Annotated in this window: 12 protein-coding genes; all 12 read left to right on the forward strand. The window is 66.5% G+C overall.

Translation table 11 applies throughout. From position 1 onward, the window contains the following. Positions 1–181 precede the first annotated feature (181 nt). The 12 genes from QE399_RS14420 (at position 182) to QE399_RS14475 (ending at position 15,366) form a co-directional block, all read left to right on the forward strand. Positions 182–1,825, forward strand: a complete 1,644-nt coding sequence (locus tag QE399_RS14420) for a 3-(methylthio)propionyl-CoA ligase (protein ID WP_309829592.1) — start codon at positions 182–184, stop codon at positions 1,823–1,825. 138 nt (positions 1,826–1,963) lie between these two features. Beyond that, complete coding sequence (locus QE399_RS14425) at positions 1,964–3,199, forward strand: branched-chain amino acid ABC transporter substrate-binding protein (protein ID WP_309829594.1); 1,236 nt, start codon at positions 1,964–1,966, stop codon at positions 3,197–3,199. Positions 3,200–3,537: 338 nt separating this feature from the next. After that, a complete protein-coding gene (locus QE399_RS14430) occupies positions 3,538–4,491 on the forward strand; it encodes a branched-chain amino acid ABC transporter permease (protein WP_309829595.1) in 954 nt (317 codons plus the stop codon). Positions 4,492–4,495: 4 nt separating this feature from the next. Next, positions 4,496–5,839, forward strand: coding sequence for a branched-chain amino acid ABC transporter permease (locus QE399_RS14435; RefSeq protein WP_309829598.1), 1,344 nt, complete (start codon positions 4,496–4,498; stop codon positions 5,837–5,839). Further along, entirely contained in the window at positions 5,836–6,645 is an 810-nt protein-coding gene (locus QE399_RS14440; protein ID WP_309829599.1) for an ABC transporter ATP-binding protein, read from the forward strand. The genes QE399_RS14435 and QE399_RS14440 overlap by 4 nt, the downstream gene beginning before the upstream one ends. A gap of 251 nt (positions 6,646–6,896) precedes the next feature. Then, positions 6,897–7,592, forward strand: coding sequence for an ABC transporter ATP-binding protein (locus tag QE399_RS14445; protein WP_309829601.1), 696 nt, complete (start codon positions 6,897–6,899; stop codon positions 7,590–7,592). A gap of 213 nt (positions 7,593–7,805) precedes the next feature. Continuing rightward, on the forward strand, positions 7,806–9,038 hold the full coding sequence (locus tag QE399_RS14450) for a SpoIIE family protein phosphatase (protein ID WP_309829604.1): 1,233 nt from the start codon (positions 7,806–7,808) through the stop codon (positions 9,036–9,038). 35 nt (positions 9,039–9,073) lie between these two features. Further along, on the forward strand, positions 9,074–9,646 hold the full coding sequence (locus QE399_RS14455; RefSeq protein ID WP_309829607.1) for a SiaB family protein kinase: 573 nt from the start codon (positions 9,074–9,076) through the stop codon (positions 9,644–9,646). 35 nt (positions 9,647–9,681) lie between these two features. Next, positions 9,682–10,071, forward strand: a complete 390-nt coding sequence (locus tag QE399_RS14460) for a DUF1987 domain-containing protein (protein WP_309829609.1) — start codon at positions 9,682–9,684, stop codon at positions 10,069–10,071. 3 nt (positions 10,072–10,074) lie between these two features. Continuing rightward, positions 10,075–10,836 (forward strand): GGDEF domain-containing protein, encoded by a 762-nt coding sequence (locus QE399_RS14465; protein WP_309829611.1) that lies wholly within the window; start codon positions 10,075–10,077, stop codon positions 10,834–10,836. After that, positions 10,833–13,067 (forward strand): putative bifunctional diguanylate cyclase/phosphodiesterase, encoded by a 2,235-nt coding sequence (locus QE399_RS14470; RefSeq protein WP_309829613.1) that lies wholly within the window; start codon positions 10,833–10,835, stop codon positions 13,065–13,067. The genes QE399_RS14465 and QE399_RS14470 overlap by 4 nt, the downstream gene beginning before the upstream one ends. Before the next feature lie 199 nt (positions 13,068–13,266). Further along, positions 13,267–15,366 (forward strand): 3-hydroxyacyl-CoA dehydrogenase NAD-binding domain-containing protein, encoded by a 2,100-nt coding sequence (locus tag QE399_RS14475; RefSeq protein ID WP_309829615.1) that lies wholly within the window; start codon positions 13,267–13,269, stop codon positions 15,364–15,366. Positions 15,367–15,373: the final 7 nt, after the last annotated feature.

Below are 15,373 nucleotides of genomic sequence, written 5' to 3' on the forward strand. Positions count from 1 at the left end.
GGGCAGGGCCTTGCGTCCTAGGGCGATCACCTGGTGCGGGGCGGCGGAGGGCAACGGCCAGGCGTGTCGTGCCCGTGACATGCGCCGCGCGCGTCGGCTTCGCTGCTGCTGCGGGGTGTGCCGGCGCCCGGTTAGGATGAGAATTCCGCCGCACACAACCTATACAGAGGAGCACAAACACATGCTGGGCCTGATGCAGAACCAACCGCTGCTGATCTCGTCGCTGATCGAGTTCGCGGAACGGCACCACGGTGATGCCGAGATTGTCTCGCGCCGGGTGGAGGGTGATATCCACCGCTATACGTACCGCGATCTGTCCCGGCGCGCCAAGCGCCTGGCCAACGCGCTGGACGGCCTGGGGCTGCAGTTCGGTGACCGCGTGGCCAGCCTGGCCTGGAACGGCTACCGGCACATGGAGATGTACTTCGGGGTGAGCGGTTCCGGCCGCGTGCTGCACACCATCAACCCGCGCCTGCACCCGGACCAGATCGCCTGGATCGCCAACCATGCGGAAGACCAGGTGCTGTGCTTCGACCTGACCTTCCTGCCCCTGGTGCAGGCCGTGCACGCCAAGTGCCCCACGGTGCGGCACTGGGTGGCGCTGTGCGACGCCGACAAGCTGCCGGCGGACTCCGGCGTACCGAATCTGGTGAGCTACGAGGCCCTGATCGGCGCGGCGCCGGAGGCCTACGACTGGCCGGTGTTCGATGAAAACACGGCGTCGGGCATGTGCTACACCAGCGGCACCACCGGCAACCCCAAGGCCGCGCTGTACAGCCACCGCTCCAGCACGCTGCATGCCTATGCGGCGGCACTGCCGGACGTGATGGGCTTGTCGGCGCGCGATTGCGTGCTGCCCGTGGTGCCCATGTTCCACGTCAACGCCTGGGGCCTGCCGTACTCGGCGCCGCTTACGGGCTGCAAGCTGGTGTTCCCCGGCCCTGCGCTGGATGGCAAGTCCGTCTACGAGCTGATCGAGGCCGAGGGGGTGACCTTTGCTGCGGGCGTGCCCACTGTGTGGCAGATGCTGCTCAACCACCTGCAGGCGGGTGGGCTGAAATTCAGCACCCTCAACCGCACGGTCATCGGCGGCTCGGCCTGCCCGCCGGCCATGATCCAGACCTTCCAGGACGTCTACGGGGTACGCGTACTGCATGCCTGGGGCATGACGGAGATGAGCCCGCTGGGCACGCTCGGTACGCTCAAGAACAAGCACCTCGCCTTGCCCAAGGACGAGCAGATGAAGATCCTGCAGAAGCAGGGCCGGGCCATTTACGGCGTGGACATGAAGATCGTGGATGGCGCAGGCAAGGAGCTGCCGTGGGACGGCAAGACCTACGGCGACCTGCTGGTCAAGGGGCCCTGGATCGTGGACAGCTACTACAAGGCCGAGGGAGGGCATCCGCTGGTCCAGGATGCACGCGGCATCGGCTGGTTTCCCACGGGTGACGTGGCCACCATCGACGCGGACGGCTTCATGCAGATCACCGACCGCAGCAAGGACGTGATCAAGTCGGGCGGCGAATGGATCAGCTCCATCGACATCGAGAACATCGCCATGGCCCACCCGGCCATCGCCATGGCCGCCTGCATCGGCATGCCGCATCCCAAGTGGGACGAGCGGCCCATCGTTGCAGTGGTCAAGCGCGCGGGCGCCGACGTCTCGCGCGAGGAACTTCTGCAGTTCTACGAGGGCAAGACGGCCAAATGGCAGATCCCCGATGACGTGGTGTTCGTGGACGCGATCCCCCTGGGCGCTACGGGCAAGATGCTGAAGACCCGCCTGCGCGAGCAGCTGAAGGACTACCGCCTGCCGGGGCTCTGAGCCGTGGCGCGACTGTCCCGGCGCCGCGCGCGCCGCAGGCAGTCGCATCGGCGATAGCCGGTAGGGGCATTCCCTGAGCGCTGCCCTGGGTCAACACGCTACGCTGCCCCGTGTTGATACCAAAACAGGAGACAGACCATGGGATTTGCTATCAAGGCAGTAGCTGCATCCGTCATATTGGTAAGCGCTGGCGGCGCATTTGCCCAAAAGGGTGAGACCGTCAAGATCGCATGGCTGGACCCGCTCTCGGGACTCATGGCAGCGGTGGGAACGAACCAACTCAAGAGCTTCCAGTTCATCGCCGAGGAGTTCAACAAGAAGAGCGCCTCGGGCGTGAAGTTCGAGATCATCGGTATCGACAACAAGCTCAGCCCGCAAGAGACCACGAGCGCGCTGCGCTCGGCCATGGACCAGGGCGCCCGCTATGTGGTGCAGGGCAATGGCTCCGGCCCCGCATTGGCCATCATCGACGCGCTGGAAAAGCACAACGCCCGCAATCCGGGCAAGGAAGTGCTGTTCCTGAACTACGCGGCCGTGGACCCCGATCTCACCAACAGCAAGTGCAGCTATTGGCACTTCCGGCTGGATGCGGACACCTCCATGAAGATGGAAGCGTTGACCACCTTCATCAAGGACGTGCCTGCGGTGAAGAAGGTCTACCTCATCAACCAGAACTACTCGCATGGTCACCAGGTCGCCAAGTACGCCAAGGAGAACCTGGCACGCAAACGGCCCGATGTGCAGATCGTCGGCGACGATCTGCACCCGCTGGCGCAGGTGCGTGACTTCGCGCCCTACATCGCCAAGATCAAGCAGTCGGGCGCCGACACGGTCATCACCGGCAACTGGGGCTCCGACCTGGCGCTGCTGATCAAGGCCGCCAACGACGCGGGCCTCAACAACGTCAACTTCTACACCTACTACGGCGGCGTGACCGGCAGCCCCACCGCCATGGGCGCGGCGGCGGCGGGGCGCGTGTACATGGCCTCGTACAACCATCTGAACCTGCCCGGTGAGATCGGCCGCATCGTCAAGGACTACAAGGCCAAGTTCAACGACGACATGTACACCGGCGCGGTGTACCACGCGTTCGCCATGCTCGATACGGCATTTACCAAGACCAAGTCGACGGAGCCGGTGAAGGTGGCGGCCGCGCTGGAGGGCCTGAAGTTCACCAGCTTCAATGGCGAGGTCGAGATGCGCAAGACCGACCACCAGCTACAGCAAGGCCTGTTCATCTCGAAGTGGGAAAAGGCCGGCGGCAAGTATCCTAACGACGCGGAGAACACCGGCTACACCTTCGTTCCGGTGAAATACTACGAGCCCTACGTGGCCAGCACGCCGACGTCCTGCCAGATGAAGCGGCCGTCATGAGCCTGCTGGCGGTCTCGCAGGGGATCGCATTGGAACCCAATCGGGATGAGTGGAGGCCTCGGGTGCGCCGCATGGGCTCGTGCCCATGCCAGCAGCCGGGGCCTCCAATCGCCCGATTTCGCTCCAACCCTTCGGGCAGCGGTCTTTGCGGGCGGTCTGCGGAGTTGCGGCGCTGGTGGATAGCCGTGCTATTGGCTGCACACCGCGCCTAGCATCCCGTCCCGCAAAGGCCGCTGTGCGACCCCTGGGAGACCGCCAGCAGACTCTATGCCGTGATGACCTTCGAGGCCCGACTCGCCCTCGGGCCTTTTTTTCAGCCGTACTGACAAGCCAATCCGATGAATCTTGAGTTTTTCGTGATCTCTCTGCTGAACGGCATCAGCTACGGGCTGCTGCTGTTCATGCTGAGCTCGGGGCTCACCCTGATCTTCAGCATGATGGGTGTGCTGAACTTCGCGCACACCAGCTTCTACATGCTGGGTGCCTACTTTGCATACACCATCTCGGGCGTGGTGGGCTTCTGGCCCGCGCTGGTGCTATCGCCGCTGCTCATAGGCATCCTGGGTGCGGCGTTCGAGCGTTACGCGCTGCGGCGCGTGCACAAGTTCGGCCATGTACCCGAGCTGCTGGTCACCTTCGGCCTGTCGTACCTGATCCTCGAAGTGGTGCAACTCGTGTGGGGTCGCTCCACCGTGCCCTACGGGCTGCCTACGCAACTGCAAGGACCCCTCTTTACGCTGTACGGCACGCAGTTCCCGAAGTCGCGCTCTTTCATCATGCTGGTCGCACTGCTGATGCTGCTGTCGGTATGGCTGCTGCTCACGCGCACCCGCATCGGGCTGGTGATCCAGGCGGCGCTCAAGTACCCGGACATGGTGGAGGCGCTGGGCCACAACGTGCCGCGTGTGTTCATGCTGGTGTTCGGCGGCGGGTGCGCGCTGGCGGGCCTGGCCGGCGTGATCGGTGGCAACACCTACGTCACGGAGCCGGCCATGGCGATGTCGGTAGGCTCCATCATCTTCGTGGTGGTGGTGGTCGGCGGCATGGGCTCGCTGGCCGGGGCCTTCCTCGCATCGCTGCTCATCGGGCTGGTGCAGACCTTCGCCGTCGCGCTGGATTATTCGCTGGTGCATGCCTTCGCCCGGTTGGGGGTGGTGGTCACCGAGCAGACCTTCGGCTGGCCGGTGCTGAAGCTCACCATCTCGCAGATCGCGCCGATTCTTCCGTACCTGTTCCTGGTGCTGATCCTGATCTTCCGGCCCAAGGGGCTGCTGGGCACGCGGGAGGGCTGAGACCATGCGCACGACGACCACGCCATCTTCTTCTGCCCCGCCCATGGACAGCACTGCTACGCGCTACTACCGCTTCAAGCCCCTCAACGTGGGCCGCGCCGTGGTCTGGGGGCTGTTCGCCATCGCGCTCATCGTCGCGCCGATGCTGTTCAAGAGCAGCCTGGCGCTGACCATGCTCTCGCAGATCGGCTACCTCATCATCATCTGCCTCTCGTACAACATGCTGCTGGGGCAGGGGGGCATGCTGAGCTTCGGCCATGCGGTGTACACGGGCCTGGGTTCCTTCATCGCCATCCATGCCATGAACCTGGCGGGCAAGGGCGCGCCGCCCATCCCGCTGGTGCTGATCCCCATCGTGGGGGGGCTGGCGGGCATGTTCTTCGCCATCCTGCTGGGCTATGTGACGACCAAGAAATCGGGCACCACGTTCGCCATGATCACGCTGGGGATCGGCGAACTGGTGGCTTCGATGGCGCTGATGTTCCCCGAGTTCTTCGGCGGGGAGGGCGGCATCACCACCGACCGCGTCTACGGCCAGTCGTTCTTCGGCATCAGCTTCGGGCCTGCCATCCAGGTGTACTACCTCATCGCGGCGTACTGCTTCATCTGCACGGCGCTGATGTTCGCCTTCACCGGAACGCCCCTGGGGCGCATGCTCAATGCGGTGCGCGACAACCCGGAGCGCGTGGAGTTCATCGGCTACAACCCGCAGCGCGTGCGCTACTACGCCTTCGTCATCGCCGGCTTCTTCGCAGGCGTGGGCGGCGGGCTGGCCACGATCAACTTCGAGATCGTCACCGGGGCCGACAGCGTGAGCGTGCTGCGCTCCGGCTCCTACCTGCTGTTCACCTTCCTCGGCGGAGCCACGTTCTTCTTCGGTCCGATCATCGGCGCGGTGCTGCTGGTGTTCGCGTCCGTGCTGCTGTCCGAACTCTCCAAGGCGTGGCTGCTGTACCTGGGACTGGTGTTCCTGTTCATGGTGATGTATGCGCCGGGCGGCATCGCCAGCCTGATCATGATGAACCTGCGCCTGGCCAAGTTCGGCAAGCTGCGGCAGCTGGGCGGCTCCTACCTGATGCTGGGCACCACGGCGCTGCTGGCCGTGCTGGGCGCGGCGGCGATGATCGAGATGCTCTACCACCTGCAGCTCAATGCGGCCCTGGGCTCGCAGCTCAAGTTCCTGGGCCTCACCCTGGACGCCAAGGCCACGGCCAGCTGGCTGGGAGCGGGCGCCTTGTTCGCCATCGGTCTCGCCGCGTTCGAAGTCTGCCGGCGCAGGTTCGTGCGGCAGTGGGGACGCATTCAGGAGGAGATAGAACACCAGATCAAGCGGGGAGGTGCGGCATGAGCAGCGTAGTGAATCCATCGTCCCCGGGCAACCCGGCAGGCTATGCGCTGGAACTGCGTGATCTGCGCAAGAGTTTCGGCCGCACGGAGATCATCCGCGGCGCCAACCTGGCCGTGGCTCCGGGCGAGCGCGTGGCGATCATCGGGCCCAACGGCGCGGGCAAGTCCACGCTGTTCAACCTGATCAGCGGACGCTTTGGCGCCAGCAGCGGCGAGGTGCTGCTCAATGGCCAGCGCATCGATGGCAAGGCGCCTTACGAGATCAATCGCATGGGCTTGTCGCGCAGCTTCCAGATCACCAACATCTTTCCCAAGCTGAGCGTGTTCGAGAACCTGCGCTGCGGCGTGCTGTGGAGCCTGGGCTACCGCTACACCTTCCTGCGCTTTCTCTCCAGCCTGCGGGACGCCAACGAGCGTGCCGAGCAGCTCATGGAGATGATCCACCTGGACAAGAAGCGCGACACGCTGGCCATGAACCTGACCTATGCGGAGCAGCGCGCGCTGGAGATCGGCATCACCATTGCCGGCGGCGCCAACGTCATCCTGCTGGACGAGCCCACCGCCGGTATGAGCAAGAGCGAAACGGCGCGGTTCATCCATCTCATCAAGGAAGTGACCGTAGGCCGCACCCTGCTCACCGTGGAGCACGACATGGGCGTGGTGTTCGGTCTGGCGGACAAGATCGCGGTGGTGGTGTACGGCGAGGTGATCGCCTTCGACGTACCGGAGGCCGTGCGCGCCAACCCGCGGGTGCAGGAGGCCTATCTGGGGTCGGTGATCGCCGCGCAACAGGAAGGGGCGCACTGACATGAAACGATACCCCCCTGTGGCCCTGTGGGCCTCCGTGCTGCCGCCAGAGGCGGCTGCCCTTCGGGCACGTCCAAGCCTGCGCATGCAGGTTCGGAGCCGCGGCCCTCAGCCCCCGCTCTCGCCTTGCTGCGCAAGGCGGGCAGGAGGACGCAGCCCTCGCTGCGGGGCGGCCCTTGCTCGGCTGCCCACGCAGGGGTGGCGCCGGTTCAACGCGACGCGGGCGGCGCACAGCGCTCTGGAAAACTGACATGCTTCATATTGACAATTTGCATGCCTATTACGGCAAGAGCCATGTGCTGCACGGCGTGGCCTTCGATGTGCAGCCGGGCGAGATCGTCGCGCTGCTTGGCCGCAACGGATCGGGGCGCTCCACCACTGCCAAGGCCATCATGGGGCTGGTGGATTGGGAGGGCAGCGTCGAATGGAAGGGGCAGAAGCTCGTGGGACGCAAGGCCTATGAGATCGCCCACCTGGGCATCGGCTACGTGCCGGAGAGCCGCGACATCTTTCCCAACCTCACGGTGCATCAGAACCTGCTGCTGGGTCAGAAGGGCAACGGCAAAGGCAGCCGATGGGGCTTCGATGACATGTACGCCATGTTCCCGCGCCTCAAGGAGCGCCAGCACACCGAGGCCGGCGTGATGTCGGGCGGCGAGCAGCAGATGCTGACGCTGTGCCGCACGCTCATGGGGGACCCCGACCTCATCATCATCGACGAGCCCACCGAAGGACTGGCACCCAAGATCGTGGAGCTGGTGGGCGAGTACCTCATGAAGATCAAGGCACGGGGTGTGTCGGTGCTGCTGATCGAGCAGAAGCTCACCATCGCGATGACCATCTCGGACCGCGCTCTGGTCATGGGGCACGGCAGCATCGTCTTCCAAGGCACGCCGGAGGAATTGCGCGCCAACCAGTATGTCCGCAAGGAGTGGCTGGAGGTCTGACTGCCGAGGCTTCCTGCGTGCAGCCGGGTGGCCGGTCCGCCAGCCCGGTCGCCTGGGCAAGCGGCGTACGCTGCAAGGCCAGGTGTGGGTGCGGACGCATGCATCACCGGCTCTAGGGCGCGTGCCGCCGACACGGTCTTGCCACAGCGTCGTCATAAAACGGAAATGTTCTGTCATTAACATTTTTTGACATTCATTTCCTGCGCCGCTGGCATGCCCGATTCCCGTGCGTATCTGACCGAGTTCCGTCCCCGCTTCCAGCCCCCCAGCGCCGCGGATTTGTGCACCCCTGTGCCTTGCATGACCACGGGCCAGACGAATGAAGAGGTGCTGGAGGTTTTCAGCCGCCACCGCGATCTGGTGGCCCTGCCGGTGGTCGAAGACGGCCGGCCCATCGGGCTGATCAACCGCAATATCTTCCTATCGCAGATGAGCAAGCAGTTCCGCATGGAGCTGTACGGCCGCAAGAGCTGCATTGCGTTCATGGACAAGGAGCCGCTCGTCGTCGATGCCGGCATGGACATCGACACCCTGACCGTTCGCACGGTGGAATGTGGAGAGAAGGCGCTTTCCGACGGCTTCATCATCACGCGCGAGGGCGCGTTCGCTGGCGTGGGGAACGGGCTGCAGTTGATGCGCGTGGTGGCAGATGTGCAGGCCTCGCGCCATCGGCAGATCATGCACAGCATCGAGTACGCCAGCGTGATCCAGCAGTCCACGCTCCGCACGTCCAGGGACGCACTCGCACGGGTGTGCCCTCATGCCCATCTGGTGTGGGAGCCCCGCGATGTGGTGGGCGGCGATTTCTACCAGTTCAGCCAGGGCGCAGGCGGATGGTTCGGGGCGGTGGCGGACTGCACGGGGCACGGCGTGCCCGGTGCCTTCATGACGCTGATCGCGTCCACCAGCCTGTCGCAGGCCGTCGAGCGCCAGGGCGCGCGGGATCCGGCGCAACTGCTGGGCACCGTCAACCGGGGCATCAAGCAGGTGCTGGGGCAGGTCGACGGCGGCGACGACACTCCCGGCTCGGACGACGGCATGGACGCGGCCTTCTTCTGGGTCGATACCGCCGCCCGGCAGCTCACGTTCGCGGGCGCGCGGCTGTCGCTCCACGTTCTGCGGCCCGAGGCCCAAGAAGTGGAGGTCATCGAAGGCCAGCGCCAGGGCGTGGGCTACGTGGACAGCGCCCCGGACTATGTCTGGCAGAACCAGACCGTCGCGCTGCCCAGCGGCAGCCTGGTTTTCATCACGACCGATGGGCTCACCGACCAGGTGGGCGGGCCGCGTGCCATCGCCCTCGGCAAGCGCCGCCTGCGTGAGTTGCTGCTGCAGCACCGCGCTGCAAGCCCCGCGGAAATCAACGGCGCCGTGCTGGAGGGCCTGCGCGCATGGCAGGGCGACCACAACCGGCGAGACGACGTGACCTTTCTGTGCTTTCGCATCTGACGGCGTCTTTCCCTTCCACGACTCACCCCCTCACGATGTCTTCCCCCCTGATTTCCGGCAAGTACGGTTCCTTCTTCAGCGTGGCCCGCGAACACCAGGTCATCTTCTACTACGTGGGCTACTTCTCGCAGCACATCGTGGCGGCCATGGCTGACGCCGTGAAGCTGCAACTGGAGGTGGCCGGCGTGGCCGGGCCGACGCGGCGCAAGCTGTTCTCGTCCTTCATCGAGATGGCGCAGAACATCATCCACTACTCGGCCGACGCGCTCACCCCGCCCAGCCAGCCCGACGGCGAGCTGCGCCACGGCTCGGTGTGCATCCGCCGGGAGGCCGATGGCCGCTTCCTGCTGCTGTGCGCCAACCCCATCGAAGCCGGAATGGCCGACGAACTGCGGCACAAGCTGGACCGCCTGCGCAGCATGACCCTCGATGAGATCAAGCAGGCCTACCGCCAGACGTTGCGCGACGACACCCCGCAGGGCAGCAAGGGCGCCGGCATGGGTTTTCTCACCGTGGCGCGCGACGCCAGCGCGCCGCTGGAATTCGACTTCGACCCCGCCCAGGGCGCGGCAGGCGCCCCCGTCTTCTACCTGAAGGCGGCGATCTGACCCGACGCACCGCGGACCCCGACCAGAGATCACGCATGGACCCTCTCTACATTGCTCCTACACCCAGTTCACCCGAGGTGGACTTCCAGTTCGATCAGCACACCCTTCGCCTGCGCGGCGAGTCCTATCCGGAAAATGCCGCGGCCTTCTTCGGCGACATCATCGGGCGGCTCAGGCAGTACCTGGCGCTGCAGAGCGGCCAGCGCATCGAAGTGCACATCGCGCTGGCGTACTTCAACAGCTCCAGCACCAAGATGCTGTTCAATCTCATCGACGCGCTCAACGATGCGGCCCAGGCGGGCAACACCGTGGCGCTGCACTGGTACCACGACGAAGAGGACGACACCATCCTGGAGTTCGGCCAGGAACTGGCTGACGATTTCCCCGGGCTCGCGTTCACCTGCCATCCGGTCGCCGCGTCCTGAGCGATGGAGCAGCTCCCGTCTCCCCCGGACCTCTTCGAGTCCGAACACCGCGCGCTGCAGGCCGCTCGATCGGCCTATGACACGCTCCCCTGCGTGCAGGCCGCAGCGCAGCAGGACGGATGCCGCCAGGCGCTGGGCGACCTGTTGGCGGCCTACGAGCGCCTGCTGCGCGAGACGCGGCGGCTGGTGCGCCGCAGCGACCGGGCCGAGCTGGAGATGAACCAGCTCAACCAGCGCCTGCAGGACCTCGCCGACCAGCTGCACTACCGTGCCACGCACGATCCGCTCACGGGCGTGCTCAACCGGGCGGCGATCATCGAGCGTGTCAACGGGCACTTCGAGGTCGGCAGCCTGGCACTCATCGTGCTGGACATCGATCACTTCAAGCGGGTGAACGACAGCTTCGGCCACCCGGTGGGCGATCGTGTGATCCGCGGCGTCGTCGAATGCCTGCAGGCGGTGGTACCGCCCTTGGCGCAGATCGGCCGTGTAGGAGGCGAAGAGTTCACCGTGCTGCTGCCCGGACCGGATGGGCGCGCCTGCGAGCGCGTGGCCGAGGCCGCGCGCCAGGCCATCGAAGCCTGCGACTTCGCGCTGCCGGACGGCAGCGCGATCACCGCCAGCTTCGGCGTGAGCTGGCTGCCCGGCGGCAACGGCTTCGACGAGGCGTATGGCCTGGCGGACGAGGCGCTGTACAGCGCCAAGCGCAGCGGCCGCAACCGCGTGGTGCGTGCGCGTGACACGGCCGAAGTACCCACTTCATGAGCATCCAGCTCGGGCATGACGGTCCTGCTGCGGGTGTCGCCTGCCCGCCGGGACCGGCGGACGGTGCGCATCGCCCCTCGTACGGCTCGCCCGGCTGGCGCGTGCTCGTTGCCGATCCCGATGCGCCAGTGCATGCCACGGTGCGCGCGCTGCTGGAAGGGCTGGAACTTGCCGGCCGTCCGGTTCACTGTCTTCACGCACAGAACGCCGAGGAGGCCCGCGCGGTGCTGCTCGGCGAAAGCGATGTGGCCGTGGTGCTGCTCGGCACCGCGTGGGAGCGGCCGGGCACGGCGCTGGAACTGCTGGACTTCATTCGCCACACCGCCGGCCTGCTCCATACCCGTATCGTGCTGCACACGGCGCGCACGGCGCAGGTGCCGGACCAGGAGCTGCTGCTGCAGTACGACATCAACGACCACCGGGACCATTCCGAGCTGACGCCGAGCCGGCTGCTGCCGGCCGTGATCACGGCCATCCGCTCCTACGACCAGCGCTGTGCCATCGAGAGCAGCCGCCGCAGCCTGGAACGCATCGTGCGTTCCAGCGCTGCGCTGCTGGAGGAGAACGATCTGCACGCTTTCGCCGCAGGCGTGGTCACGCAACTGGCTGCGCTCCTGGGCGTGCCCGCGCGCGGCATGGTGTGCCTGGTGCCCGGCCCGCCGCCCGCCCGCTGCGAGATCCTGGCGGCCACTGGCGCGTTCAGCGGCTTCGTCGGCCAGGCATTGGCCGAGCTGCCTGCGTCGCGCTGCCAGAGCCTGCTCGCCCGCGCCGCCCGCTTCGGCCACCACATCCATGGAGAGGAGGGCGGTGTGGCCCTGTACCTGGCCAGTGGCAGCGGCCGCAGCATGGCGGTCTGCGTGGACACTCCAGGCCCGCATGGAACGTTGGACCGCCCGCTGCTGGACGTTTTCACCGCCAACCTGCGCACCTTGCTGCACAACCGCGATCTGCTGGACCGGCTGCACCGATTCGCCTACTACGACCCCCTGGTGCAGTTGCCCAACCGGGCGCATTTCGTGGAGCAGGTGGACGCATGCGTGCGCGGCGGCAGCGCGCAGGGCCACCTGCTCGCACTCATCGATATCGACGATTTCAGCGCGGCCAACGACGTGATGGGCCATCGCTTCGGGGACCATCTGCTGCAGGCGGTGGCCCGCCGCCTGGCCGAAGCGCTCCCGCCGGGTGCGCTGCTGGCGCGCGTGGGCTCGGACACCTTCGGCGTGCTGGCCGAGGCACAGCGTGTGGCCCTGCCGCTGCTGCTGCAGTGCGTGCGTCCCCCGCCCACGGTGGATGGCGTGCCTCACAAGGTGTCGCTCACCTGCGGCTATGTGCATCTGCCGGCGCGGGCGCAGGCCGGGGCCGACCTGGTCAAGGATGCGACCATCGCGCTCAAGCGTGCCAAGCGCGGCCACCGGGGCCAGCACCTGCAGTACCTGGAGCACATGGGGGCCGAGGCGCGCCACCGGGCCGTGCTGCTGGCGCAGCTGCGCGCCGCGATCGACAACGCCGAACTGTTCCTCGTCTATCAGCCACAGCTGCATCTGGAGACCTCCGCGCTGGTGGGGCTGGAGGCGCTGCTGCGCTGGCGCACGCCGGACGGCCGCTTCGTATCGCCGGACGATTTCATTCCCATGGCCGAGCATTCGGGCCTGATCGTGCCCTTGGGGCAGTGGGTGCTGGCGGCGGCCTGCCAGACCATGCGGGCACTGCTCGACGCCGGACATGCGCCGTTGCGCATGGCGGTCAACGTGTCGGCCGCGCAGCTGCAGGACCCCGGCTTCCTCGATGCCGTGCGTGCGGCGTTGTCCGCCAGCGGGCTGGGCGGCACCCATCTGGAACTGGAGATCACCGAGTCCGTCGCCGTGGTGCCCACGCAGCTCTTGCAGTCCACCCTGGCCGCGCTGCGGCAGGATGGCGTGAGCATCGCCATCGACGACTTCGGCACGGGCTATTCGTCGCTGAGCTACCTGGAGCGCCTGCCCCTGGACCGCATCAAGATCGACCGCAGCTTCGTGCGCCAGCCCCGCGGCGAGCAAGGCGCGCGCATCGCCGAGATGATCGTGCAGCTGGGCCGCCAGCTGGGGTTGCAGGTGGTGGCCGAAGGCATCGAGGACGCGGCCAGCTGGGACGCGCTGCGCCGCATGGGGTGCGATGTCGGGCAGGGTTACCACATCGCGCCGCCGCTCGGGCTGGAGCAGTTGGGGCAATGGCTGAGGGGTCGCACGGCCTGAGGCCGCGGTCTGGCCGTCGCACCTGGCGTGGCGCGACGCCTCTACCGAAGGGTTAGGCAAAGCGGGGCGCCTGTCCGGTCAGGGACATCCCTGTCTTGGAGGGGTTTTCCGTGCCCCCTAGAATGGAAAAGCACGATCGTTCGCTTTGGGCCGCTGCGGGCCCGGAGCGCTGTTTTTTCCAACCCAAGGAACAAAGCGCATGACCGCTGAATACCAAGTCCACGGCGATGTGGCCGTGATCACCCTGGCCAACCCGCCCGTCAACGGACTGGGGCTTGCCACCCGCCAGGGCATCGTCGAGGGCCTCAACCGTGCCGCTGCGGAGGCGAGCGTGAAGGCCATCGTCATCACCGGCGCCGGCGGTGCGTTCTCCGGCGGGGCCGATATCAAGGAATTCGGGACCGACAAGGCCACGCAGGAGCCCAACCTGCACTCGGTCATCCTGGCCGTCGAGAATGCGCCCAAGCCCGTCGTGGCGGCCATCCATTCCGTGTGCATGGGCGGCGGCCTGGAACTGGCGCTGGGCTGCCACTACCGGGTGGCCGCGCCCGGCTGCAGCGTGGCGCTGCCCGAGGTGAAGCTGGGCATCCTGCCCGGCGCCGGGGGTACGCAGCGGCTGCCGCGCGTGATCGGCGTGGAGCCGGCCCTGAACATGATCGTGAGCGGCGAGCCGGTCAAGAGCGAGCTGATCGGCTCCATGCCCGGCCAGAAGCTGTTCGACAAGATGGCCGCGTCGCCCGAGGCGCTGGCTGAAGAGGCGCTGGCCTTCGCCCGCAGCGTGGCCGACGTGCGCCCGCTGCCGCTGGTGCGCAACCTGCCGTGCAAGCACCCTGAGGGCGATGCGTACTTCCAGTTCGCGCGCAACATGGTCAAGGGCATGGCCAAGAATCTGCCGGCCCCCGCCAAGTGCGTGGACGCGGTCGAGGCCGCCACCAAGCGCAAGTTCGCCGACGGGCTGGCCTATGAGCGCGAGCTGTTCATCAACCTGATGTGGACGCCCGAGTCCCGCGCGCTGCGCCACATCTTCTTCTCCGAGCGCGCGGCCAGCAAGATTCCGGACGTGCCCTCCGACACCCCGCAGCGCACGGTGAAGAAGGTCGGCGTGATCGGCGCCGGCACCATGGGCGGCGGCATCGCCATGAACTTCCTGAACGCGGGCATTCCCGTCACCATCCTGGAGACGAAGCAGGAGGCGCTGGACCGCGGCATCGGCACCATCCGGAAGAACTACGAGGCCCAGGTCAAGAAGGGCAAGCTCAAGGAGGACAAGTTCCAGCAGCGCATGGGCCTGCTGAGCACCACCCTCAGCTACGACGACCTGAAGGACGCCGACCTCATCATCGAGGCCGTGTTCGAAGAGCTGGGCGTGAAGGAGACCGTGTTCAAGCAGCTGGATGCGGTGGCCAAGCCCGGCGCCATCCTCGCGTCCAACACCTCCACGCTGGACGTGGACAAGATCGCCGGATTCACCCAGCGCCCGCAGGATGTGGTAGGCATGCACTTCTTCAGCCCCGCCAACGTGATGCGGCTGCTGGAAGTGGTGCGCGGCAAGGCCACGGCCAAGGACGTGCTGGCTACCGTGATGGCCATCGCCAAGAAGATCAAGAAGACGGCCGTGGTGTCCGGCGTGTGCGACGGCTTCATCGGTAACCGCATGATCGAGCGCTACAGCCAGCAGGCCGGCTTCTTGCTGGACGAAGGCGCCACGCCGCAGCAGGTGGACAAGGCCATCGAGAAGTTCGGCTTCGCCATGGGCCCGTTCCGCATGGGCGACCTGGCCGGCAACGACATCGGCTGGGCGATCCGCAAGCGCCGCTACATCGAAAAGCCCGACATGAAGTACAGCAAGACGGCGGATCTGCTGTGCGAGAAGGGCCGCTTCGGGCAGAAGACCGGCAAGGGCTGGTACGACTACGTGCCGGGCAAGCGCGATGCGATTCCCAGCCAGGAAGTGCTGGACATGATCGAGCAGCACCGCAAGGACGCAGGCATCACCCCGCGCAAGATCAGCGACGAAGAGATCGTCCAGCGCCTGGTGTTCTCCCTGGTGAACGAAGGCGCGCACATCCTGGAGGACGGCATCGCCTCCAAGTCCGGCGACATCGACATGGTCTACCTCACCGGCTACGGTTTCCCCATCCACCGCGGCGGCCCCATGCACTATGCGAGCGAGGTCGGCCTGTTCAACGTGGCGCAGACCATGCGCCGCTTTGCGCAGAACCCGCTGGACGACGCCCAGGCCTGGGAGCCCGCGCCGCTGCTGGCCCGCCTCGCCGCCGAAGGCAAGTCCTTCTCCTGAGTGCCCG

Source organism: Paracidovorax wautersii, from assembly GCF_031453675.1.
Lineage (GTDB): Bacteria > Pseudomonadota > Gammaproteobacteria > Burkholderiales > Burkholderiaceae_C > Paracidovorax.